This is a genomic window from Enterobacter sp. BIDMC109, assembly GCF_001037885.1.
In the GTDB taxonomy this organism is placed as follows: Bacteria; Pseudomonadota; Gammaproteobacteria; order Enterobacterales; family Enterobacteriaceae; genus Enterobacter; species Enterobacter hormaechei_C.
The window spans coordinates 180,541-203,967 of record NZ_KQ090002.1 but is presented as its reverse complement, the minus strand read 5'-3'; the positions used below and the strand labels follow the sequence as shown (position 1 = coordinate 203,967).

Genomic DNA, 23,427 nt, shown 5'->3' with positions numbered 1-23,427 from the left:
ATGCAGTTTCGGAGGAAAGTTATCATCGCTGAAATGATTACTTACGTAGAATAATATTTCCACGTGTCGGGATTATTCAGCACCACTATTAAGCCCATGCAACTTTCCCTGAAGTTAATTAACTTCAGCGTCATTATCTCTTTCTGAAACCAGTTTCAGCGCAACTGCGACTTATGCAGACAAGCCAGAAGCAGCGCGGCATCCAGCCAATTACGGAAAGTTCCATCAGTGATGAGAATGTTTTGTGACAGAGTGCAAATTCAGAGCCTCCAAACCCAGACATAACTTGCAATAGTTCCTCTATTGGCCGAACTTATAGATATTAATTACGAAGCGCAAAAAAAATAAATTCTCTCGTTCCCCACAGTGAAGTGAAAACTATGTTGATTCCGTCCAAATTAAGTCGCCCGGTTCGTCTTGACCATACTGTGGTCCGCGAGCGCCTGCTGGCTAAACTTTCCGGTGCGCATAATTTCCGACTGGCGCTGGTTACGAGTCCTGCGGGTTATGGAAAAACAACGCTCATTTCGCAATGGGCGGCAGGTAAAAGCGATCTTGGCTGGTACTCCCTGGATGAAGGTGATAACCAGCAGGAGCGCTTTGCCAGCTATTTAATTGCCGCGATTCAGCAGGCAACCAACGGACACTGCGTCACCAGCGAGGTGATGGTGCAAAAGCGCCAGTACGCCAGCCTGTCCTCTCTTTTCTCCCAGCTATTTATTGAGCTGGCCGAATGGCATCGCCCGCTGTATGTGGTGATTGATGATTATCATCTGATCACCAACCCGGTTATTCACGAATCCATGCGTTTCTTCCTGCGCCATCAGCCGGAAAACCTGACGCTGGTTGTCCTGTCGCGTAACCTTCCGCAGTTGGGCATTGCCAACCTGCGCGTGCGCGATCAGTTGCTGGAAATCGGCAGTCAGCAGCTGGCCTTTACCCATCAGGAAGCGAAGCAGTTCTTTGACTGCCGCCTGACGTCTCCGATTGAGGCGTCGGAAAGCAGCCGCCTGTGCGATGACGTTGCCGGCTGGGCCACGGCGCTTCAGCTGATTGCCCTCTCCGCGCGGCAAAACAACAGCCCGACGCATCAGTCCGCGCGCCGCCTGGCGGGCATCAACGCCAGCCACCTGTCGGATTATCTGGTGGATGAGGTACTCGACAGCGTTGACCTCTCCACCCGCCATTTCCTGCTGAAAAGCTCCCTGCTGCGTTCCATGAACGATGCGCTGATTGTACGCGTCACCGGCATTGAAAACGGGCAGCTTCAGCTCGAAGAGATTGAACGTCAGGGTCTGTTCCTGACGCGCATGGACGATCCCGGCGAATGGTTTAGCTACCATCCGCTGTTTGGCAGCTTCCTGCGCCAGCGTTGCCAGTGGGAACTGGCCGCAGAGCTGCCTGACATTCACCGCGCCGCCGCCGAAAGCTGGATGGCGCAAGGTTTCCCGAGCGAGGCTATCCACCATGCGCTGGCCGCCGGGGATGCCGGTATGCTGCGCGATATTCTGCTCAACCACGCGTGGGGACTGTTCAACCACAGTGAACTGACGCTGCTGGAAGAGTCGTTAAAAGCGCTGCCGTGGGAAAGCCTGCTGGAGAATCCGCGCCTGGTGCTGCTCCAGGCCTGGCTGATGCAGAGCCAGCATCGCTACAGCGAAGTGAACACCCTGCTGGCGCGCGCCGAGCAGGAGATGGAAAGCGAGATGGATACCACCCTGCATGGCGAATTTAACGCCCTGCGTGCGCAGGTGGCGATTAACGACGGTGACCCTGAGGAAGCCGAACGGCTGGCGATGGTCGCGCTGGATGAGCTGCCGCTGGCGAATTTTTACAGCCGTATTGTGGCCACCTCGGTACACGGCGAAGTGCTGCACTGTAAGGGCGATCTCACGCGTTCGCTTTCACTCATGCAGCAAACCGAACAGATGGCGCGCCGCCACGATGTCTGGCATTACGCCCTGTGGAGCCTGATCCAGCAAAGCGAGATTTTATTTGCTCAGGGGTTCCTGCAAGCCGCCTGGGAAAACCAGGAGAAAGCGTTCCAGCTGATCCGTGAACAGCATCTGGAACAGCTGCCGATGCACGAGTTCCTGTTGCGTATTCGCGCTCAACTGCTGTGGGCATGGTCGCGTCTGGATGAAGCAGAAAGCTGCGCCCGCCAGGGTCTGAATGTCCTTTCGAGCTTCCAGCCGCAGCAGCAGCTCCAGTGTCTGGCTCTGCTGGTGCAGTGCTCGCTGGCGCGCGGCGACCTGGATAATGCCCGCAACCATCTTAACCGCCTGGAAAACCTGCTCGGCAACGGGCAGTACCATAGCGACTGGGTATCCAACGCCGATAAGGTCCGGGTGATTTACTGGCAGATGACCGGCGATAAAAAGTCCGCCGCCAACTGGCTGCGTCATACGCCTAAACCGGAATTTGCCAATAACCACTTCCTGCAAAGCCAGTGGCGCAACATCGCTCGCGTGCAGATCCTGCTGGGTGACTTTGAGCCTGCCGAGATTGTGCTGGAAGAGTTAAACGAAAACGCCCGCAGCCTGCGCCTGATGAGCGATTTAAACCGCAACCTGCTGCTGTTAAACCAGCTTTACTGGCAGGCGGGACGTAAAAACGATGCCCAGCGCGTACTGCTGGAAGCGTTGCAGCTGGCGAACCGCACCGGGTTTATCAGCCACTTTGTGATTGAGGGTGAAGTGATGGCCCAGCAGCTGCGCCAGCTGATTCAGCTCAACACACTGCCAGAACTCGATCAGCATCGCGCCCAGCGCATTCTGCGCGAGATTAACCAGCACCATCGCCACAAGTTTGCGCACTTCGATGAGAACTTTGTTGAACGTCTACTGAACCATCCGGAAGTGCCGGAGCTTATCCGCACCAGCCCGCTCACCCAGCGTGAATGGCAGGTGCTGGGGCTGATCTATTCCGGCTACAGCAACGAGCAGATTGCCGGTGAGCTGGCGGTGGCGGCGACCACCATCAAAACGCACATTCGCAATCTGTATCAGAAGCTGGGCGTAGCGCATCGACAGGATGCGGTGCAGCATGCGCAGCAGCTGTTGAAGATGATGGGATATGGAGTGTAATTCCTCTGCGGTCTGATGCCCTCACCCCGGCCCTCTCCCACAGGGAGAGGGAGAAAATTTTGTAGGTCGGGTAAGCGCAGCGCCATCCGACACAACCGCTAGCACAATTCCAGCTGCAAATTGTTATCCTTAATTACCTGCATCACGCCCGCCGGCGGCATTACGTCGGTGTAAACCGCATCCACCATGCTGATGCTGCCCATGTTGACCATCGCGTTACGGCCAAATTTGGAGTGGTCCACCACCAGCATCACGTGACGTGAGTTTTCAATGATCGCGCGCTTGGTGCGCACCTCGTGGTAATCAAACTCCAGCAGCGAGCCGTCGATGTCGATGCCGCTGATCCCCAGAATGCCGAAGTCGAGGCGGAACTGAGAGATAAAATCGAGCGTCGCTTCGCCGATAATGCCCCCGTCGCGGCTGCGCAGTTCGCCGCCCGCGAGGATGATGCGGAAATCGTCTTTCTGCATCAACGTGTTGGCCACGTTCAGGTTGTTGGTCACCACGCGCAGGTTCTCGTGGTTCAGCAGCGCATGGGCGACCGCTTCCGGCGTGGTGCCGATATCAATAAACAGCGTCGCGCCGTTCGGGATCTGGCTCGCCACTTTACGGGCGATACGCTCTTTCTCTGCCGTTTGCGTCGCCTTACGGTCATGCCATGAGGTGTTCACCGAGCTGGACGGCAGCGCGGCGCCGCCGTGGTGACGCAGAATACGGTTCTGATCGGCCAGGTCGTTGAGGTCACGACGGATGGTTTGCGGGCTGACGGCAAACTGCTCCACCAGCTCTTCAGTACTGACGTATCCCTGTTTTTTTACCAGTTCGATAATGGCGTCATGACGTTGTGTTTGTTTCATGAAATATCCCTGGGAATTATGTTCGTTTTCGCGCATGGAGCGTATCGGCCAGCGCCATCGCCAGCCCAACCGCCAGGCCGGTAACGTGCGCACCATTGGCGATAGACATACCAAACAGATCAAACCATCCGGCAATAAGCCATATTAACGCAAAGGTTATTAATCCACGTTGTAAATAGATGCCGCTATCCGGGTCGCGCTCGCCTCTGAGCCAGGCGTAACCCATCAGGGCGTACACCACGCCGGATAACCCGCCAAACCATGGACCGCTGAATTTGTGCTGCACGTAGCCGCTTAACAGGGCGCTGATAAGGGTGATCACAATCAGCTTGCCGCTGCCGAGCCGCTTCTCCACCGCCCCGCCGAGATACCACCACCACAGCAGGTTAAAGAGGATATGCATCACCGAGAAGTGCATCAGCGCATGGGTGAAGTAGCGCCAGACGTCAAATTGCAGGGAGGGATCGTACGGCCATGCGAGGGCAATCATCACGCTCTGGTCGCCCACCACGCTCATAATAATGAAGACGATGATGCAGGCTGCCATCAAAAGCAGCGTAAACGGCCCTGCGCGCTCGCGGAGGGTGGCGAGAAACGGAAAACGTTGATAGTGCAGGCCACTGCCGGTCTGGCCGGATTGCCAGCTTGCCGCCAGATAACGCGGGTCGCCCGGGTTTTCCAGAAAACGCGCAAGCTCGTCGTTCACGCGGCCGGCCTGGCTTTCGTCTGCCAGCCAGACATCCGTCTGTGTATGCTGCTGAATAGTCAGGATAATGCCCTGCGTCGCCATATAGTCGACAAACGCCTGGGCGACGCGCGGGTTGCTAAAAGAGGTGATCATCAACATGGGCAGCGGTCGCTTATTTCCACACAAAAGGGGACAGTATAGCGGGATCAGCGCTCAAACGCGTATTCAACTTCTGCCGGGAAATGACGATGCCAGGCATCGAAGCCGCCATCGACGCTGTATACCGCGTCGTAACCCTGCTGGAGCAGATACTGCGCCGCGCCTTTACTGCTGTTGCCGTGATAGCACATCACCATCACCGGGGTATCGAAGTCGTTATCGCGCATAAACGCGCCCAGTGTGTCGTTGGTGAGATGGAACGCGCCCGGCGTGTGGCCCATCGCAAAGCTCTGCGGATCGCGGATATCCACCAGCACCGCTTGTCCCTGGTGCATCTTCTGATGGGCTTCTTCTACGTTAATACATTCAAACTGATCCATGGTGTTCTCATCTTATATTCAGGTGTGGTGCGGTTTTCCCCTCACCCTACCCTCTCCCGGAGGGAGAGGGAAACGGATCACCCTCTCCCCGTGGGAGAGGGCTGGGGTGAGGGCATCAGACCGCACCATTTTACCCCGTAGTGTACGTCCTGGCGGCGGGTAAACGCCATTATGTTATCCATATCACTCTAAATTGTTTTTTTGATGTTACCAAAAGCGCGTTCCTTTGCTATTATGAGCGATATCGAACATTTTTGAGCTTTAACGAAAGTGCATGAGGGTGTTATGGAAACCAAAGATCTGATTGTGATAGGCGGTGGCATCAACGGTGCCGGTATTGCGGTTGATGCCGCAGGACGCGGTTTATCCGTGCTGATGCTGGAAGCTAACGATCTCGCCTGCGCGACGTCGTCCGCCAGCTCCAAGCTGATCCACGGTGGCCTGCGCTACCTGGAACACTACGAATTCCGCCTGGTCAGCGAAGCGCTGGCTGAACGCGAAGTACTGCTGAAAATGGCTCCACATCTGGCGATCCCGATGCGTTTCCGTCTGCCTCATCGCCCGCATCTGCGTCCGGCGTGGATGATCCGCATTGGTCTTTTTATGTACGATCATCTGGGTAAACGCACCAGCCTGCCGGGTTCGACAGGTTTGCGTTTTGGCTCAGAGTCGGTTCTTAAACCTGAAATCGTGCGCGGTTTCGAATATTCCGACTGCTGGGTGGACGATGCGCGTCTGGTGCTGGCTAACGCGCAGATGGTCGAGAAGAAAGGCGGCGAGGTGAAAACCCGTACCCGCGCGACCGCCGCACGCCGCGAAAACGGCCTGTGGATTGTGGAAGCGGAAGACGTGGATACCGGTGAGAAGTTTAGCTGGAAAGCGCGCGGCCTGGTGAACGCCACCGGCCCGTGGGTAAAACAGTTCTTCGATGACGGTATGCACCTGCCTTCTCCGTACGGCATCCGCCTGATCAAGGGCAGCCACATTGTGGTGCCGCGCGTGCATACCCAGAAACAGGCTTATATCCTGCAAAATGAAGACAAGCGCATTGTGTTTGTGATCCCGTGGATGGACGAGTTCTCCATCATCGGCACCACCGACGTGGAGTACAAAGGCGATCCGAAAAACGTTGAGATCGACGAGAGTGAAGTCAGCTACCTGTTGAAAGTGTACAACGCGCACTTTAAGAAACAGCTGGCGCGCGATGACGTGGTCTGGACCTACTCCGGCGTGCGTCCGCTGTGTGATGACGAGTCTGACTCACCGCAGGCCATCACCCGTGACTATACGCTTGATATTCATGACGTGGACGGTCAGGCGCCCCTGCTGTCGGTATTTGGCGGTAAGCTCACCACCTACCGTAAACTGGCGGAGCACGCGCTGGAGAAACTGGCGCCGTATTACAAAGGCATCGGCCCGGCGTGGACGAAAGGCGCCGTGCTGCCTGGCGGCGATATCGGCGATAACCGCGACGATTACGCCGCGAAGCTGCGTCGCCGCTTCCCGTTCATTACCGAAGGAATGGCGCGCCACTATGCCCGTACCTACGGCAGCAACACCGAACTGTTCCTCGGCGAGGCGAAAGAGATTGCCGATCTGGGCGAGCATTTTGGCCATGAGCTGTACGAAGCGGAACTGCGCTATCTGGTGGAACACGAATGGGTGCGCCGTCTGGACGATGCTATCTGGCGTCGTACTAAAGAAGGGATGTGGCTGAATGCCGAGCAGCAGTCTCGCGTGGCGCAATGGTTGCAACAACATGCGGGAAAGCGTGAATTGTCGTTGGCGTCGTAATTAAAAAAAAGCCGGGTGGCGGCTCCGCCTTACCCGGCCTACTCGATCCCGTAGGCCCGGTAAGCGCAGCGCCACCGGGCTTTGTTTTTACAACCGCACCGGATCAATATGCCAGATATTCTCGGCATACTCTTTGATGGTCCTGTCCGACGAGAAGTATCCCATGTTGGCGATGTTATGCATCGCGGCGCTGGTCCACTTCTCCTGCTGACGGTACAGTTCGTCCACCTTATCCTGACAATCCACATAGCTGCGGTAATCCGCCAGCACCTGATAGTGATCGCCAAAGTTAATCAGCGAGTCCACCAGATCGCGATAGCGTCCAGGCTCCTCAGGGTTAAACACGCCGGTGGCGATTTGCGTCAGCACCTGGCGTAACTCTTCATCCTCTTCATAATACTCACGCGGCGAGTAGCCCTGCTTGCGCAGCGCCTCCACCTCTTCCGCCGTATTCCCGAAGATAAAGATATTCTCCGCGCCCACATGCTCCAGCATTTCGACATTTGCGCCGTCCAGCGTGCCGATAGTCAGCGCACCGTTCAGGGCAAACTTCATGTTACTGGTGCCGGATGCTTCCGTCCCCGCCGTGGAAATCTGCTCAGAGAGATCCGCCGCCGGAATAATCAGCTGCGCCAGGCTTACGCTGTAGTTCGGGATAAACACGACCTTCAGCTTATCGCCAATGTCCGGATCGTGATTCACCACCTTCGCCACATCGTTGATGAGATGAATGATGTGCTTCGCCATGTAGTACGCGGACGCCGCCTTACCGGCAAAGATTTTCACGCGCGGCACCCACTCCGCCGTCGGGTCAGCCTTAATGCGGTTGTAGTGGGTAATAACGTGCAGGACATTCATCAGCTGACGCTTGTACTCGTGGATACGTTTGATTTGCACGTCGAACAGCGCTTTCGGGTTCGCCACCACGTTCAGATGCATCGCCAGCCAGACCGCCAGACGCTTCTTGTTCAGCAGCTTGGCTTCCCGTACCGCTTTATTCACCGTCGGGAAATCAATGTGCTGCTCCAGCTCGCTCAGCTGGCTCAAATCGGTGCGCCAGGTGCGGCCAATGTTCTCATCCAGAACATCGGAGAGCGGCTGGTTCGCCAGCGCCAGCCAGCGGCGCGGGGTGACGCCGTTGGTCACGTTGCAGAAACGCGTCGGGAAGATCTTCGCAAAGTCCGCAAACAGGGACTGCACCATCAGGTTCGAGTGCAGCTCTGACACGCCGTTCACCTTGTGGCTGATCACCACCGCCAGCCAGGCCATGCGTACGCGACGCCCGTTGGATTCATCAATGATCGAGGCGCGGCTCAGCAGACCGGTATCGTTCGGGTACTGCTCCTGCAAGGTCTTGAGGAAGTAGTCGTTGATCTCGAAGATGATTTGCAGATGGCGCGGCAGAATTTTGCCGAGCATATCCACCGGCCACGTCTCCAGCGCTTCGCTCATCAGCGTATGGTTGGTGTACGAGAACACCTGGCAGGTTACTTCAAACGCGTCATCCCAGCTGAACTTATGCTCGTCAATCAGCAGGCGCATCAGCTCAGGGATCGACAGCACCGGATGGGTATCGTTGAGGTGAATGGCGGTTTTTTCCGCCAGATTCGCATAGGTTTTGTGCAGCTGATAGTGACGGCTAAGGATATCCTGAATCGTTGCCGAGACGAGGAAATACTCCTGACGCAGGCGCAGCTCGCGGCCTGAGTAGGTCGAGTCATCCGGATACAGGACGCGTGACACATTCTCGGAGTGGTTTTTATCTTCCACCGCCGCGAAGTAGTCACCCTGGTTGAATTTACCCAGGTTGATCTCGCTACTGGCCTGCGCGTTCCACAGGCGCAGCGTATTGGTCGCATCGGTGTCGTAGCCGGGGATGATCTGGTCATAGGCCACGGCGAGGATCTCCTCGGTTTCCACCCAGCGGGATTTTTTCCCTTCCTGCTGAATACGCCCGCCAAAACGCACCTTGTAGCGCGTGTTGTGGCGCTTGAACTCCCACGGGTTACCGTACTCCAGCCAGTAGTCTGGAGACTCTTTCTGACGACCATCCACGATGTTCTGCTTGAACATACCGTAGTCGTAGCGAATACCGTAGCCGCGCCCCGGCAGCGCCAGCGTCGCCAGTGAATCGAGGAAACAGGCGGCAAGACGCCCGAGACCACCGTTACCCAGCCCCGGGTCGTTCTCTTCGTCAATCAGCTCTTCTAAATCCAGCCCCATCTCTTCCAGTGCGTTTTTGACGTCGTCATAAATCCCGAGCGATAACAGCGCATTGGAGAGGGTGCGACCAATCAGAAACTCCATCGACAGGTAATACACCTGTCGTGTCTCCTGCGAAAGCTGGGCGCGGTTGGAGCGCAGCCAGCGTTCGACCATACGGTCACGCACCGCAAACAGCGTGGCGTTCAGCCACTCATGTTTGTTGGCAATAACGGGATCTTTCCCAATGGTAAACATCAGCTTATAGGCGATGGAGTGTTTCAACGCCTCAACGCTGAGCGTGGGGGAAGAGTAGCTAAATGGAGCATTCATATCAGTAACTTCGCCTCGTTACATCAAGCGTTGATAAAGGTCGCGGTAGGACTGCGCCGCAACGTGCCAGCCAAAGTCCATGGACATCGCCTGACGTTGTACGTAACGCCACAGGGATGGACGGGACCACAAGACGAAAGCACGCCGGATCGCCCGAAGCAGCGACCAGGCATTACTGTCCTCGAAAACAAACCCGCTGGCGATACCGTCCGCCAGGTTTTCCAGGGAGCTGTCAGACACCGTATCCGCCAGCCCGCCCGTGCGGCGTACCAGCGGCAACGTGCCGTATTTCAGACCATAGAGCTGCGTCAGGCCGCAGGGCTCGAAGCGGCTCGGCACCAGAATCACGTCCGCGCCGCCCATGATGCGGTGCGAGAACGCTTCGTGATAGCCAATCTGCACGCCCACCTGCCCCGGATGTTCCGCCGCGGCCGCAAGGAAACCTTCCTGCAATACCGGGTCGCCCGCGCCGAGCAGCGCCAGCTGGCCGCCCTGCTCCAGTAATCCCGGCAGCGCTTCCAGCACCAGATCCAGCCCTTTCTGGCTGGTCAGGCGGCTGACCACCGCAAACAGCGGCACCTTGTCGTTGACCTTCAGCCCCATCGCAATCTGTAGCTGACGCTTGTTCTCCGCTTTGTCCTCCACGGAGTCGCGACCATAGCGCGCCGCCAGCAGGAGGTCCGTTTCCGGATTCCAGATCTGTTCATCCACGCCGTTCAGAATGCCCGACAGGCGACCTTCACGGTGGCGCTGTTGCAGCAGCCCTTCCATACCGTAACCGAACTCCGGCTGGGTAATTTCCCGCGCGTAGGTTGGGCTGACCGCCGTGATGTGGTCGGCGTAGTACAGACCCGCCTTCAGGAACGAAATCTGTCCGTTAAACTCCAGTCCGTGCATGTTAAAGAACGACCATGGCAGATCGATGTCATTCATATGATGCGCGTAATACATGCCCTGATACGCCAGGTTGTGCACCGTAAACACCGATTTGGCCGGGTGCCCCTTCGCCGCCAGATACGCAGGAGCCAGCCCCGCATGCCAGTCGTGCGCGTGCACCACGTTCGGACGCCAGAACGGATCCAGTCCGACGGCCATTTCCGCCCCCACCCAGCCGAGCAGGGCAAAGCGCATCACGTTATCGGTATAGGCATACAGGTTGGTATCATGATACGGGCTGCCGGGTCGATCGTATAAATGCGGGGCATCAATCAGGTAAATCCCTACGCCATTGTAATGTCCAAACAGCAGGGTGATACGTCCCGCGAAGGTCTCGCGACGGGTAACAACCTTTGCATCGGGAATACCGCGCCGGATATCCGGAAAAGCGGGCAACAACACGCGGGTATCCACCCCTCCGGCGATTTGCGCCGCTGGTAATGCACCAAGAACATCCGCCAGGCCGCCCGTTTTTAACAACGGGAACATCTCAGAACATACGTGTAAAACCTGCATCATCGCTCCTGTTTGATTTGCAGCTTCCGCAACATTTCCCGTGTTACTAACACGATCCCCTCTTCCGAACGGTAGAAACGACGCGCATCTTCTTCCGCGTTTTCCCCAATCACCATCCCTTCGGGAATGACGCAGGCACGATCGATAACGCAGCGACGCAGACGACATGAGCGCCCTACCCAGACATCCGGCAGCAGGACTGCCGAATCGATATTACAGAATGAGTTTATACGCACGCGCGGGAACAGCACGGACTGCACCACCACCGAACCGGAGATAATGCACCCGCCAGAGACCAGCGAGTTGAGCGTCATGCCGTGGCTGCCGGAGCGGTCCTGGACGAACTTCGCTGGCGGCAGCGATTCCATATGGGTGCGAATCGGCCAGTTCTGGTCGTACATATCCAGCTCAGGCGTGACGGACGCCAGATCGAGGTTGGCTTTCCAGTACGCTTCCAGCGTTCCCACATCGCGCCAGTAAGGTTCCGCATTCGGGTCAGACTGCACGCAGGACAGCGGGAAGGGATGTGCATACGCCATGCCAGCTTTGGTGATTTTCGGGATGATGTCTTTACCGAAGTCGTGGCTGGAGTTCTCGTCTTTGTCGTCCTCTTCCAGCAGTTCATAAAGATAATCGGCATCAAAGACATAGATCCCCATGCTGGCGAGCGATTTAGTGTCGTCGCCCGGCATGGTTGGCGGGTTCGCCGGTTTTTCGACAAAGTCGATAATCTTGTCGTCGCCATCTACATGCATCACGCCAAACGCGGTTGCCTCCGCAACAGGCACCGGCAGACACGCCACGGTGCAGCGCGCCCCTTTTTCGACGTGGTCGATCAGCATGTGGGAGTAATCTTGCTTGTAGATGTGGTCCCCGGCGAGGATAACGATGTATTCCGCGTTATAGCGGCGAATGATGTCGAGGTTCTGGGTCACGGCATCCGCCGTGCCGCGGTACCAGTTCTCCCCGTGAACGCGCTGCTGCGCCGGGAGCAGATCGACAAACTCGTTCATCTCTTCGCTGAAGAATGACCAGCCGCGCTGAATGTGCTGCACCAGCGTGTGCGACTGATACTGGGTAATGACGCCAATACGGCGAATGCCTGAGTTCAGGCAGTTGGACAGTGCAAAATCGATAATACGGAACTTACCACCAAAGTGAACGGCCGGTTTGGCGCGCTTGATGGTCAAATCTTTCAGACGGGTACCACGCCCGCCCGCGAGTATCAGGGCAACTGTTTTTAATGGTAGCTGGCGCGCCAACATTAACGGATCGTTCTTCTCTAATCTAACCATGACTAACTCCTTTTTTATCATCTTTGGAATACGCACACTCCGTGCGCAGGCCCGTGCCAGACAGCCATAACAACCGGATTATCCGCTCCGGCAAAGGGAGGAATGGCTCGCCACTCCCCGTCAGGTAAAACAATCTCTGCGACGTCATCCGTCGCGTTCAGCGTCACCAGCCACGCATCCGAAAGCAGGATTTGCAGACAGGGTATGCCGTGTTGCCACTCTTGCGCGCTTAACGGTTGCGCGTCTTTATTCAGCCAGCGAACGTTGCCGTCGCCCTCTTCCCACCAGCGGTCGGCGGTGAGCGCGGGGATGCGCTGGCGAAGATGGATCAGCGCCGCGGTGAAATGGGTCAGCCCGCTGTTCGCTTCTCCCCAGTCGAGCCAGGTCAGGGTGTTGTCCTGGCAATAGGCGTTGTTGTTACCGTGCTGGCTGTGGCCGTGCTCATCGCCCGCCAGCAGCATCGGCGTGCCCTGCGACAACAAAAGCGTCGTCAGCAGCGCATGAACGCTGGCGCGTCGCCGCTCGATCACATCCAGACTTCCGCCTAACCCTTCTATACCATGGTTAAAGCTATGGTTATTGTTAGTCCCATCGCGATTCTCTTCGCCGTTTGCCTCATTGTGTTTCTGATTGAAACAAACGCAGTCGCGCAGCGTAAAACCGTCGTGCGCCGTCACCAGGTTAATGGTGGCCGACGGACGTTTGCCGTCACGCTTGAAGAGATCGCTGGAGCCGGCAAAGCGACCGGCAAACTCCCCCAGCGACAGATCGCGCGTCAGCCAGAAGCGGCGGATGGCATCGCGGAAGTGGTCGTTCCACTCGGCAAACAGCGGCGGGAAATTCCCCACCTGATAACCGCCCTCGCCGATGTCCCAGGGTTCCGCAATCAGCTTCACCTTTGAGAGCACCGGGCAGTTTTTGATGGCCTCAAACAGCGGCGCCTGCTGGCTGAACGCCGGGGTGCGCCCCATCACCGGCGCCAGGTCGAAGCGAAAACCGTCTACATGGAACGTCTCAACCCAGTATTTCAGGCACTCGTACGCGTAATGCGTAACGGCCGGATGACTGAGGTTGAGGGTGTTACCGCACCCGGTCCAGTTCTCGTAATCGCCGTCGTCCCTGATCCAATAATAGCTACGGTTATCGATTCCGCGCTGTGAGAGCGTCGGGCCGTCAAGATCGCTTTCCGCACTGTGGTTCAGCACCACGTCCAGAATGACCTCGATACCCGCCGCGTGAAGCGCCTTCACCGCATCGCGAAACTCATCCCGTGCCTTCTCCGGCTGCACTGCGTAGCGCGGGTCGAGGGCGAACATCGCCAGCGGGTTGTAGCCCCAGTAGTTGCTTAACCCAAGACGCTGTAGCCGCGGCTCGCTGGCGAAATGCGCCACGGGCAACAGCTCCAGCGCGGTGATCCCTAAGTGTTTCAGGTACGCGACCATCGTCGGATGCCCAAGCGCTTTGTAGGTGCCGCGCATCTCTTTGGGAATTGACGGGTGCAGATACGTCAGCCCTTTGACGTGGGCTTCATAAATAACGGTGTTACCCCACGGCGTGCGCGGCGGGGCATCGTCTTCCCAGTCGTAGAGATCGTGCACCACCACGCTTTTGGGCGCGACGGGCGCGCTGTCGCGGTGGTCAGGTTCGCCGTAGCCAACGTGGAACAGCGGGTCATCTTTAAACTCACCGTCCACGCGGTGCGCGCACGGGTCAATCAGCAGCTTCGCCGGGTTAAACCAGTGCCCCTGAGAGGGCTCCCAGGGGCCGTGTACGCGAAAACCGTAGTGCATCCCCGGTCGTCCTCCGGCCAGGTAGCCATGCCAGGTATCCCCCGTGCGCGCCGGTAAATCGTAACGGTGCTCGTTACCTTCCCCGTCAAAGACACAGAGTTCCGCCCGCTCCGCGTGAGCGGAAAAGAGCGTGAAGTTCACCCCCTTTCCGTCAAAACTCGCCCCGAGCGGTTCGGGTTTACCTGCCGTGAGCTGCGTCATTCTCCCTCCCGCACCAGCCAGATTGTGCCAAGCGGCGGCAGCGTCAGGCTCAGGGAGTTCGGACGGCCGTGGCTTTCAATGGCATCGCTCTGCACCAGCCCGCCGTTACCGGCGTTGCTGCCGTGGTAGTGCATAGAGTCGGTATTGAGAATTTCGCGCCATTTGCCCGGCTGGTTAATGCCGAAGCGGTAGTGTTCGCGCGGCACCGGGGTGAAGTTGCTGGCGACGATGATCTCGTTACCCGCCTTGTCGCGGCGCACAAAGACAAACACCGAGCGCTCGTGGTCGTCCACCACCAGCCACTCAAAGCCGTACGGATCGAAGTCCAGCTCGTGCAGCGCTTTATGGTGGCGATAGGTCAGGTTCAGGTCGCGGACCAGACGCTGTACGCCATGGTGCCAGTTGTCCGCACCTTCCAGCAGATGCCAGTCAAGGCTGGTATCGTGGTTCCATTCGCGCCCCTGGGCAAATTCGTTGCCCATAAACAGCAGCTTTTTGCCCGGGAAGGCGAACATCCAGCCGTAGTAGGCGCGCAGGTTGGCAAACTTCTGCCACGCGTCCCCCGGCATGCGGTCGAGAATGGATTTTTTGCCGTGCACCACTTCATCGTGCGACAGCGGCAGCATGAAGTTTTCGGTGTAGTTGTAGAGCAGCCCGAAGGTGAGCTTATCGTGGTGATACTGACGATAAACCGGGTCGAGCTTCATGTAGTCGAGTGTGTCGTGCATCCAGCCGAGGTTCCACTTGTACCAGAAGCCCAGGCCGCCCATTGACGGTGGACGGGAAACGCCCGGGAAGTCGGTGGACTCTTCCGCCATGGTCACGGCGCCTTCCACCTGCTCGCCGATAATGCGGTTGGTGTTGCGCAGAAACTCAATCGCTTCGAGGTTTTCACGCCCACCATACTCGTTCGGGATCCACTCCCCCTCTTTGCGGCTGTAGTCGCGGTAGATCATCGACGCCACCGCATCCACGCGCAGGGCATCAATGCCGAAACGCTCGATCCAGTACAGCGCGTTCCCGACCAGGTAGTTCGACACTTCACGGCGACCGTAGTTGTAGATCAGCGTGTTCCAGTCCTGGTGATAGCCTTCGCGCGGGTCGCTGTGCTCGTACAGCTTTGTGCCGTCGAACTCTGCCAGCGCAAAATCGTCCGACGGAAAGTGGCCCGGCACCCAGTCGAGGATCACGTTCAGCCCGGCGGCGTGCGCGGCATCGATGAAATAGCGGAAGTCATCGCGCGTGCCGAAGCGGCGCGTGGGCGCATACAGCCCGGTTGGCTGATAGCCCCAGCTGCCGTCAAATGGGTGTTCGTTGATCGGCAGCAGCTCCAGATGGGTAAAGCCCATCCATTTGGCGTACGGCACCAGCTGGTCCGCCAGCTCGCGATAGCTCAGCCAGAAGTTGTTATCGGTGTGGCGACGCCACGAGCCGAGATGCACTTCATAAACGGAGATCGGCGCATCGAAGCGGTTAGCCCGCTTGCGCTCTTCCGTCTGGACAACCTTCTCCGGCAGGCCGCAAATCAGCGAGGCGGTATTCGGGCGTAGCTCTGCCTCATAGGCGTAAGGGTCGGATTTAATGCGCAGCTTGCCGTTGGCATCGATCATCTCGAATTTGTAGAGCTGACCGTTGTGCGCGCCGGGGATAAACAGCTCCCAGATGCCGGTTTCCCGGCGCAGGCGCATGGGGTGACGACGACCGTCCCAGTAGTTGAACTGCCCGACGACGGAGACGCGCTGGGCGTTTGGCGCCCATACGGCAAAACGCGTGCCGGTGATACCGTCCATGGTATCCGCATGGGCACCCAGCGTTTCGTAGGGGCGTAAATGGGTCCCTTCGGACAGCAGCCAGGCGTCCATCTCTTTTAAGAGCGGGCCGAAGCTATAGGGATCGTCAATCAGGTTTTGCTGACCGTGCCAGATAACGGCAAGCTGATAACGAAAAGGATTTTTACGGCGGGGCATGACGCCCGAGAAGAAGCCACGCGAGTCGAGGCATTCCAGATTACCCACCTTGCGGCCGGTTTTGGGTTCGATAACCCACACTTCTGTTGCATCCGGTAACAGCGCCCGAACTTCCAGTCCGGCCTCTGTACGGTGCATCCCTAGCACAGAAAAGGGGTCGGCAAAGTGACCCGCAATAAGCGCATTAATCACGTCTCTCGAAATACGATCGGACATGGTATTCATCCTGTTTTTTTATGTCGCCCTTTTTACGCGCTCCGGGACGACTTTTAATGTGACCTAAACGGTGCAGTTAATCCTCTCTGCTCCGCCCTACCCTCAGGTGAGAAATAAATCTTCCTTAAAGCATAGCCAACGTCGTGGGTCCTCCTGATAAAAAATAAGACATCTGCGTTTTACTCCATGTAGTACGCAAAAAAAGGGGGTGACAATCACCCCCCGTGTTTAACAAATTATTACGCCAGCTGGCGCAGCATGCGGCGCAGCGGCTCGGCGGCACCCCACAGCAGCTGATCGCCAACGGTGAACGCGGAGAGGTACTCCGGCCCCATGTTCAGCTTGCGCAGACGACCAACCGGGGTGGTCAGCGTGCCGGTCACGGCTGCCGGGGTCAGTTCGCGCATGGTGATATCGCGATCGTTTGGCACCACTTTCGCCCACGGGTTGTGCGCGGCCAGCAGCTCTTCCACGGTCGGAATAGACACATCTTTTTTCAGTTTAATGGTGAAGGCCTGGCTGTGGCAGCGCAGCGCGCCGATACGCACGCACAGACCGTCAACCGGAATGGTGTTCGCGGTGCCGAGGATTTTGTTGGTCTCAGCCTGGCCCTTCCACTCTTCGCGGGTCTGGCCGTTATCCAGCTGTTTGTCGATCCACGGGATCAGGCCACCGGCCAGCGGTACGCCAAAGTTATCTACCGGCAGCTCGCCGCTGCGGGTGAGCTGAGTGACTTTACGCTCGATGTCGAGGATGGCGGACGCCGGGTCTGCCAGCTCGGCAGCGACGCTCTGGTGCAGCTGGCCCATCTGGGTCAGCAGCTCGCGCATATGACGCGCGCCGCCGCCGGAGGCCGCCTGGTAGGTCGCCACGGAGACCCACTCCACCAGATCCTGTGCGAACAGGCCGCCGAGGGACATCAGCATCAGGCTGACGGTGCAGTTACCTCCAACAAAGGTTTTCACGCCGTTGTTCAGGCCGTCAGTGATGACGCCCTGGTTAACCGGGTCAAGAATAATGATGGCATCGTCTTTCATGCGAAGCGAAGAGGCCGCATCAATCCAGTAGCCCTGCCAGCCGCTTTCACGCAGCTTCGGATAGATTTCGTTGGTATAATCGCCGCCCTGGCAGGTCACAATAATGTCGAGTGCCTTCAGCGCTTCCAGATCGTAAGCATCCTGCAACGTGCCTGTGGTACCCCCAAAGGACGGTGCAGCCTGGCCGAGCTGGGAAGTGGAGAAGAAGACCGGGCGGATGGCGTCGAAATCGCGCTCTTCAACCATGCGTTGCATGAGTACAGAGCCGACCATACCGCGCCAGCCGATAAAACCAACGTTTTTCATAGCATTTTTTTCCTGCAAGGGGTGTGTGCTGATTGTGCAAGCCAGTATTGAACTGGGATATGCTTCACATTACAAAATGCTGCCAAAGTCGCAAGCGAAATTAATCGATGATTGCCCGGCAATCAGAAAAAGTGCTAATCATCGCAATGACCACAATAAGTATCAGGGATAATTTAAGATGAGTGAAATCATTTCCGCAGCGGTTTTATTGATCCTGATTATGGATCCGCTCGGTAATCTGCCGATCTTCATGTCGGTGCTGAAGCATACCGAGCCGAAGCGCCGCCGGGCGATCATGATCCGCGAGCTGCTCATCGCCCTGCTGGTGATGTTTATCTTCCTGTTCGCCGGTGAAAAAATCCTCGCTTTCCTGAACTTACGCGCCGAAACGGTCTCCATTTCCGGCGGGATCATTTTGTTCCTGATTGCTATTAAGATGATTTTCCCGAGCGCGGAGGGCAGCAGCAGCGGCCTGCCTGCGGGTGAAGAGCCGTTTATCGTGCCGCTGGCAATTCCGCTGGTCGCCGGGCCAACGATTCTGGCGACGCTGATGCTGCTGTCGCATCAGTATCCGAATCAGATGAGCCATCTGGTGATTGCCCTGCTGATCGCCTGGGGCGGGACGTTTATTATCCTGTTGCAGTCGTCGCTGTTCCTGCGCCTGCTGGGTGAGAAAGGGGTAAACGCCCTGGAGCGCCTGATGGGGCTGATTCTGGTGATGATGGCGACGCAGATGTTCCTGGACGGGATCCGGGCGTGGATGAAAGGGTAGGTAAAAGCAAAACGGTAATCTTAGATTGCCGTTTTTAGTGTTTGCCCCCTCTCCCCGTGGGAGAGGGCCGGGGTGAGGGCATCAGGCCGCACCCTAAAATAATATTTCGTTTTGCGAGCCGCCTTCCAGAGCCTCTCTTGCCACTCCGCCCCCAACGCAGTATCTTCTTGCCGCGCCTGCAAAATCAGGCGTCAGGGTTGGTCCCCTGTTATCCTCATCCGCGATGAATCTCTTTTTATCGCGCAGTCAGTTACACTTCAATGGTGGGCTGGACGGTGGCGCCGCAAGGCGCGCCGGTAGCTGATGAGGCCGGTAGGACCAACTCCGTTCAGTCCATCACCAGTGAGGTTGGTCCCTCCAAAGATGGTCAACTCAACTCATTAGAGGCTGTCTTATGACTACTCCCCCTAACTTTTCTCACACTTTATTTACTACCCCGTTCGATCACACTACCGATTTCACCGAACTGGCAGACAACTGCGAGCGATTCGTAGACGTGCTGGTTGAATGTGACGATTCAGCACAAAAGATGGCGCTATGCGGACGGCTTTCCGCCTGCCTCGCCCTGCTCCAGCCCACGCTGCTTGAACCTGTTCCGGAATATCTAAAAGCCAGCCTGACGGTGGATGACCTGCCGCTGGACGTGCCGGTCTTCGAGCCGGAAGTGGATCAGTTAGGACGGTATTGCCAGTTGCTAACGCAAATGCTGTTGGCTCGAACGCTCTCGGCGAGCGATGAAAGAGTCGCAGGAGATTTGTTGCAGGATTTAGTGGGGTTTTACAGTGATACGCTGAAAGCGCCGCGCTGGTTGCGCACAAAGGAAGGCATCGTGCCGCTGTAAAAAAGCCGGGTGGCGCTTACGCTTACCCGGCCTACGGGACCTGAGGTTTTTGTAGGTCGGGTAAGGCGAAGCCGCCACCCGACAAAATACGCCCTCTGCGGCCTGATGCCCTCACCCCAGCCCTCTCCCACGGGGAGAGGGAGAAAACCGGGATTAGCTCAGCAGCGTAAACGCAATCATCCCGACAATCGCACCCGTCGTGCCGAGGATGGTTTCCATCAGCGTCCAGGTTTTCAGGGTTTGCGCTTCGGTTGCGCCGGTAAATTTACCGAACAGCCAGAAGCCCGCGTCGTTCACGTGAGAAACCACAATCGAGCCACCCGCGATACAGATAGAGAGCGCCGCCATCTGCGCACCGGAGTAGTTCAGCTGTTCAATCACCGGCATTACCAGACCCACGGCGGTTAAGCACGCTACGGTCGCGGAGCCCTGAATGATACGCACCGCCGCAGCCAGCACGAAACAGGTGACTGCAATCGGCAGCCCCATCCCGGTCAGCGCTTCGCCCAGCGCCGGACCAACGCCGGAATCCACCAGCACCTGCTTGAACACGCCGCCCGCCCCGATCACCAGCAGGATAATCCCCGCCGGTTGCAGCGCGGCACCACAGATCTCCATCACGCGGTCTTTCGGCATGCCCTGACGCATCGCCAGGCCGTAAATTGCTACCAGACACGCCACCAGGATCGCGGTGAACGGATGACCAATAAATTCGAACCATTCGTAAGCGGTTGACCCCACCGGCACAAAGCGCGCAGCGATGGTTTTCAGGCCCACCAGCACCAGCGGCAGCAGGATCAGCGACAGACTGAAGCCGAAGGACGGCATTTTGCCCTCACCCAGGTGCGGCTCGGAGATGTCATCCGGAATGTGCAGCTCAACGTAACGGCTGATGAAGTTGCCCCACAGCGGACCGGCGATAATCATCCCCGGAATTGCCGCGCACAGGCCAATCAGGATCATCCAGCCAAAGTCAGCATGCATCTGGGAGGCCAGCAGCATCGGCGCAGGCCCCGGCAGCAGGAACGCCGCCGCCGCCGCCACGCCCGCAAACAGCGGAATGACCAGCTTCACGAGGTTGGTACCAGTATGCCGCGCCATGGAGAACGCCACGCTAATCAGCAGCACAACGGCCACTTCAAAGAACAGCGGCAGCGCGCAAATCAGACCGGCCAGACCAATCGCGTAGTGCGCACGGCTGTGCCCGAAGGATTTCAGCATCTTGACCGCAATCTGATCGACCGCGCCCGTCTCGTGCAAAATCTTGCCAAACATCGCGCCCAGCGCCACCACAATGGCCAGGAAGCCGAGCGTGCCGCCCATCCCTTTTTCCATCGTCGCCGCGATTTTGTCGAGCGGCATGCCGGAAAAGAGACCGGCACCAATAGAAACCACCATCAAAGCCACAAAGGCGTGCATACGCGCCTTCATCACTAAAAACAGCAGCAGCAATACGGAACCCACTGCTGTCAAAACTAGCGTTAATGTACTCAAAACTTACTGCCTTTTATTAATAACCTCGATGGTGCTGGCAACAACACCTTCCAGCGGCTGATCGATATCAACCACTAAGACATCCTGTTCGTCAACTCCCGGCTCCTGCAACGCTTCGAACTGCGTTACCAGCATCTGGGTTTTGAAGAAGTGGCCTTTACGCGCCTTCAGGCGGCTTTCAATCACCCCGAAATCACCTTTCAGGTAGATGAAAGAGAGGTTCGGGTTGCCGTCGCGCAGCAGGTCGCGATAGGTTTTTTTCAGTGCGGAACAGACGATCAGAGAGACTTTATTGGTGCGCTGCATCGCGAACGCGGCGTCATTCAGCGCCTGCAACCATGGTTTGCGGTCGTCGTCGTTCAGCGGCTCGCCGGAAGCCATTTTCATGATGTTGCTGCGCGGATGGAGGAAGTCACCATCAAGAAACGCAGCCTGGAGTTGATGCGCCACTTCGCTCGCCACGGCAGATTTACCGCTACCGGACACGCCCATCAGGACGTAAACGTGGTGATCGTGATTAGTCGTGCTCAAAGGGTGTCCCTCAGTCAATTGTTACGGGTAACAGTTATCGGTAACATTGTCCTGCCGGGGCATATGAGAAGCAATATCCAAACGTGCGCGAAGTGAATAAGTGTGAGCTACTTCAAATTTGTCGGATTAAATAGATCCACCCGGTGACAAGGTGAAACCTAAATCTAACATTTTCGGGGTAACTGCCTCACCACGAATGCGCGCCAGCAGGCGCTCTGCGCCAATGCGGCCCATGCGTTCACGCGGGGTCAGGACGCTCGCCAGACGCGGCTCCATCACCTGGCCAATGTCGTGGCCGTGGAAGCCGGCAATCGCCATATCATCCGGGATTTTTAAACCCAGACGCTGGCACTCAAACGCGGCGCCGACCGCGAGGTCATCGTTGGTGCAGAAAATACCGTCCAGTTGCGGATACTCGCGTCGCGCCTGACGCATCAGCTCAATACCCGACGTGTAAGAAGAAGATTGCTCCACCATCACGCTGTACGGGGTCAAACCGGCGTCGAGCATCGCCTGCTCGTATCCCTTCTGTTTGATGATAGTACGTTCATCCAGACGCGCACCCAGATAGGCCACATGGCGATGACCGCGGGCGATGATCGCCGCCGTCATCTGACGCGCCGCTTCAAAGTTATCGAACCCCACGGCGATGTCGAGGCACGGCGACTGGCTGTCCATCAGTTCCACCACCGGAATGCCTGCCACTTCAATCATTTTCAGCGTGCGCGGGGTGTGAGTACGTTCCGTTAAAATCAGGCCGTCAATGTTCCAGGAAAGCATCGATTCAAGACGTTCCTCTTCCAGTTCCGGCTTGTACCCGTAGTGGGCGAGCATGGTCTGATAGCCAAACGCATCGGTGACGCTTTCAATGCCACGCAGCACTTCGGCGAATACCTGGTTGGTTAAGGAAGGAAGCAGGACGCCCACTGCACGGCTGGTCGCATTGGAGAGAATATCGGGCGCGCGGTTGGGGATATAACCCAGTTCATCAAGGGCGGCGGCAATCTTGCCACGCAACGCCACGGAAACCTGTTCCGGGTTACGTAAAAAACGGCTGACCGTCATTTTGGTCACACCGACGCGATCGGCGACATCCTGAAGTACGGGGCGTTTCTTTTTCATCGTCCTGAGAAATCTTGAAGTGAGAGATTTGCTCAGTTTATCACGGACAAAGCTCAACCTTCCCCGTTTAAAGGGAAGGTTGAGAAATTATTTAGACCGGCGGCAGGTCAAACAGCAGAATTTCACTTTCGCTGTCGGCATGCACGGAGAGCGCCTGCTCATCCCAGACTGCCAGGCCATCGGCGGTTGTCGCTTTGGTGCCGTTGATGGACACTTCACCTTTCACCACCTGGATCCACACGCGGCGGTTAGCGGCAATCTGGTGTACAGACTGTTCATCTTTCGCCAGCGCCCAGCGGTACAGCTCCATATCCTGATGCACTTTCAGGGAACCTTCACGCGCATCCGGGGACAGCACCAGCTGTTTGCCCTGTTTCGCGTCGAAGCGGCGCTGCTCGTAGCGTGGCGTGATGCCGGTCTCTTCTGGAATGATCCAGATTTGATACAGGTGCAGTTTTTCCGTTTTGCTCGGGTTGTACTCAGAGTGACGCACCCCGGTACCCGCGCTCATAATCTGGAACTCGCCCGCCGGAACCTGCTCTTTGTTGCCCATGCTGTCCTGGTGCTCAACCGCCCCTTCCAGCACATAGGTCAAGATTTCCATGTCTTTGTGCGGGTGGGTACCGAAGCCCTGGCCTGCATCAATCACGTCGTCGTTAATCACGCGCAGTGCGGAGAAGCCCATAAAGTTCGGGTCGTAGTAGTCGGCAAACGAGAATGAATGCCATGAGTCCAGCCAGCCATGATTCGCGTGACCACGTTCGTTTGCTTTGCGTAAGTAGATCATTGTTTTCACCCTCAGTTCGTTTCGATGGAGTAAGTGTGGACGCAAACGCCCTGGGATCATAGAGGGTGAAAATTGACTCCTCTGTTCAAAAATTTAGAACAAGCGCAGAGGAGCCAT

17 protein-coding genes are annotated in these 23,427 nt (G+C 57.2%); 4 read left to right on the top strand and 13 right to left on the bottom strand.

Going from position 1 to position 23,427, the window contains the following annotated elements:
* Positions 1 to 380 precede the first annotated feature (380 nt).
* The gene (gene malT, locus SK62_RS00905; protein WP_015571449.1) at positions 381 to 3,086 is read left to right on the top strand and encodes an HTH-type transcriptional regulator MalT; all 2,706 of its coding nucleotides are present in this window, start codon (positions 381 to 383) and stop codon (positions 3,084 to 3,086) included.
* Between the two features lie 98 nt (positions 3,087 to 3,184).
* Here the strand turns inward: malT and SK62_RS00900 are convergent, their stop codons facing one another.
* Genes SK62_RS00900 through glpE form a run of 3 tightly spaced genes read right to left on the bottom strand, consistent with a single transcriptional unit; the run spans position 3,185 to position 5,170 of the window.
* A complete protein-coding gene (locus SK62_RS00900; RefSeq protein WP_047716461.1) occupies positions 3,185 to 3,943 on the bottom strand; it encodes a DeoR/GlpR family transcriptional regulator in 759 nt (252 codons plus the stop codon).
* A gap of 16 nt (positions 3,944 to 3,959) precedes the next feature.
* Complete coding sequence (gene glpG / locus SK62_RS00895) at positions 3,960 to 4,790, bottom strand: rhomboid family intramembrane serine protease GlpG (RefSeq protein WP_015571451.1); 831 nt, start codon at positions 4,788 to 4,790, stop codon at positions 3,960 to 3,962.
* Between the two features lie 47 nt (positions 4,791 to 4,837).
* Positions 4,838 to 5,170, bottom strand: a complete 333-nt coding sequence (gene glpE, locus SK62_RS00890) for a thiosulfate sulfurtransferase GlpE (protein WP_015571452.1) — start codon at positions 5,168 to 5,170, stop codon at positions 4,838 to 4,840.
* Positions 5,171 to 5,455: 285 nt separating this feature from the next.
* Between glpE and glpD the strand changes: the two genes are divergently transcribed.
* Positions 5,456 to 6,964, top strand: a complete 1,509-nt coding sequence (gene glpD / locus SK62_RS00880) for a glycerol-3-phosphate dehydrogenase (RefSeq protein ID WP_015571453.1) — start codon at positions 5,456 to 5,458, stop codon at positions 6,962 to 6,964.
* Between the two features lie 87 nt (positions 6,965 to 7,051).
* Here glpD and glgP read toward each other — a convergent pair whose 3' ends face one another.
* The 6 genes from glgP to asd form a co-directional block, all read right to left on the bottom strand.
* Positions 7,052 to 9,499 carry a glycogen phosphorylase gene (gene glgP / locus SK62_RS00875; protein WP_032103634.1) on the bottom strand — a complete coding sequence of 816 codons (2,448 nt, stop codon included), beginning with the start codon at positions 9,497 to 9,499 and terminating at the stop codon, positions 7,052 to 7,054.
* A gap of 18 nt (positions 9,500 to 9,517) precedes the next feature.
* Complete coding sequence (gene glgA, locus SK62_RS00870; RefSeq protein ID WP_017384140.1) at positions 9,518 to 10,951, bottom strand: glycogen synthase GlgA; 1,434 nt, start codon at positions 10,949 to 10,951, stop codon at positions 9,518 to 9,520.
* The gene (glgC, locus tag SK62_RS00865; RefSeq protein ID WP_003861582.1) at positions 10,951 to 12,246 is read right to left on the bottom strand and encodes a glucose-1-phosphate adenylyltransferase; all 1,296 of its coding nucleotides are present in this window, start codon (positions 12,244 to 12,246) and stop codon (positions 10,951 to 10,953) included. Before glgC ends, glgA begins: the two co-directional genes overlap by 1 nt.
* A 17-nt stretch (positions 12,247 to 12,263) precedes the next feature.
* Positions 12,264 to 14,237, bottom strand: a complete 1,974-nt coding sequence (gene glgX / locus SK62_RS00860) for a glycogen debranching protein GlgX (RefSeq protein WP_047718149.1) — start codon at positions 14,235 to 14,237, stop codon at positions 12,264 to 12,266.
* A complete protein-coding gene (gene glgB, locus SK62_RS00855; protein ID WP_047718147.1) occupies positions 14,234 to 16,420 on the bottom strand; it encodes a 1,4-alpha-glucan branching enzyme in 2,187 nt (728 codons plus the stop codon). The genes glgX and glgB overlap by 4 nt, the downstream gene beginning before the upstream one ends.
* A gap of 239 nt (positions 16,421 to 16,659) precedes the next feature.
* Entirely contained in the window at positions 16,660 to 17,763 is a 1,104-nt protein-coding gene (gene asd / locus SK62_RS00850) for an aspartate-semialdehyde dehydrogenase (protein ID WP_003861575.1), read from the bottom strand.
* Positions 17,764 to 17,941: 178 nt separating this feature from the next.
* Between asd and yhgN the strand changes: the two genes are divergently transcribed.
* A complete protein-coding gene (gene yhgN, locus SK62_RS00840; protein ID WP_003861574.1) occupies positions 17,942 to 18,535 on the top strand; it encodes an NAAT family transporter YhgN in 594 nt (197 codons plus the stop codon).
* A gap of 394 nt (positions 18,536 to 18,929) precedes the next feature.
* Positions 18,930 to 19,376: a hypothetical protein gene (locus SK62_RS00835; RefSeq protein ID WP_032655370.1), complete on the top strand. Its 447-nt coding sequence runs from the start codon at positions 18,930 to 18,932 to the stop codon at positions 19,374 to 19,376.
* A gap of 153 nt (positions 19,377 to 19,529) precedes the next feature.
* On the opposite strand, the gene gntU is transcribed toward SK62_RS00835, so the two are convergent.
* The 4 genes from gntU to SK62_RS00815 form a co-directional block, all read right to left on the bottom strand.
* Positions 19,530 to 20,870, bottom strand: a complete 1,341-nt coding sequence (gene gntU / locus SK62_RS00830) for a gluconate transporter (RefSeq protein WP_023295539.1) — start codon at positions 20,868 to 20,870, stop codon at positions 19,530 to 19,532.
* 3 nt (positions 20,871 to 20,873) lie between these two features.
* On the bottom strand, positions 20,874 to 21,401 hold the full coding sequence (gene gntK / locus SK62_RS00825) for a gluconokinase (RefSeq protein WP_045333872.1): 528 nt from the start codon (positions 21,399 to 21,401) through the stop codon (positions 20,874 to 20,876).
* A 126-nt stretch (positions 21,402 to 21,527) separates the two neighbouring features.
* The gene (gene gntR / locus SK62_RS00820; protein WP_003861567.1) at positions 21,528 to 22,523 is read right to left on the bottom strand and encodes a gluconate operon transcriptional repressor GntR; all 996 of its coding nucleotides are present in this window, start codon (positions 22,521 to 22,523) and stop codon (positions 21,528 to 21,530) included.
* Between the two features lie 91 nt (positions 22,524 to 22,614).
* A complete protein-coding gene (locus SK62_RS00815; RefSeq protein WP_003861565.1) occupies positions 22,615 to 23,310 on the bottom strand; it encodes a pirin family protein in 696 nt (231 codons plus the stop codon).
* Between the last annotated feature and the right edge of the window lie 117 nt (positions 23,311 to 23,427).

What these genes read in the sequence shown, in the direction of transcription:
- malT (WP_015571449.1), top strand. Translation starts at nt 381, where the DNA reads ATGTTGATTCCGTCCAAATTAAGTCGCCCGGTTCGTCTTGACCATACT.
- SK62_RS00900 (WP_047716461.1), bottom strand. Translation starts at nt 3,943, where the DNA reads ATGAAACAAACACAACGTCATGACGCCATTATCGAACTGGTAAAAAAA.
- glpG (WP_015571451.1), bottom strand. Translation starts at nt 4,790, where the DNA reads ATGTTGATGATCACCTCTTTTAGCAACCCGCGCGTCGCCCAGGCGTTT.
- glpE (WP_015571452.1), bottom strand. Translation starts at nt 5,170, where the DNA reads ATGGATCAGTTTGAATGTATTAACGTAGAAGAAGCCCATCAGAAGATG.
- glpD (WP_015571453.1), top strand. Translation starts at nt 5,456, where the DNA reads ATGGAAACCAAAGATCTGATTGTGATAGGCGGTGGCATCAACGGTGCC.
- glgP (WP_032103634.1), bottom strand. Translation starts at nt 9,499, where the DNA reads ATGAATGCTCCATTTAGCTACTCTTCCCCCACGCTCAGCGTTGAGGCG.
- glgA (WP_017384140.1), bottom strand. Translation starts at nt 10,951, where the DNA reads ATGCAGGTTTTACACGTATGTTCTGAGATGTTCCCGTTGTTAAAAACG.
- glgC (WP_003861582.1), bottom strand. Translation starts at nt 12,246, where the DNA reads ATGGTTAGATTAGAGAAGAACGATCCGTTAATGTTGGCGCGCCAGCTA.
- glgX (WP_047718149.1), bottom strand. Translation starts at nt 14,237, where the DNA reads ATGACGCAGCTCACGGCAGGTAAACCCGAACCGCTCGGGGCGAGTTTT.
- glgB (WP_047718147.1), bottom strand. Translation starts at nt 16,420, where the DNA reads ATGTCCGATCGTATTTCGAGAGACGTGATTAATGCGCTTATTGCGGGT.
- asd (WP_003861575.1), bottom strand. Translation starts at nt 17,763, where the DNA reads ATGAAAAACGTTGGTTTTATCGGCTGGCGCGGTATGGTCGGCTCTGTA.
- yhgN (WP_003861574.1), top strand. Translation starts at nt 17,942, where the DNA reads ATGAGTGAAATCATTTCCGCAGCGGTTTTATTGATCCTGATTATGGAT.
- SK62_RS00835 (WP_032655370.1), top strand. Translation starts at nt 18,930, where the DNA reads ATGACTACTCCCCCTAACTTTTCTCACACTTTATTTACTACCCCGTTC.
- gntR (WP_003861567.1), bottom strand. Translation starts at nt 22,523, where the DNA reads ATGAAAAAGAAACGCCCCGTACTTCAGGATGTCGCCGATCGCGTCGGT.
- SK62_RS00815 (WP_003861565.1), bottom strand. Translation starts at nt 23,310, where the DNA reads ATGATCTACTTACGCAAAGCAAACGAACGTGGTCACGCGAATCATGGC.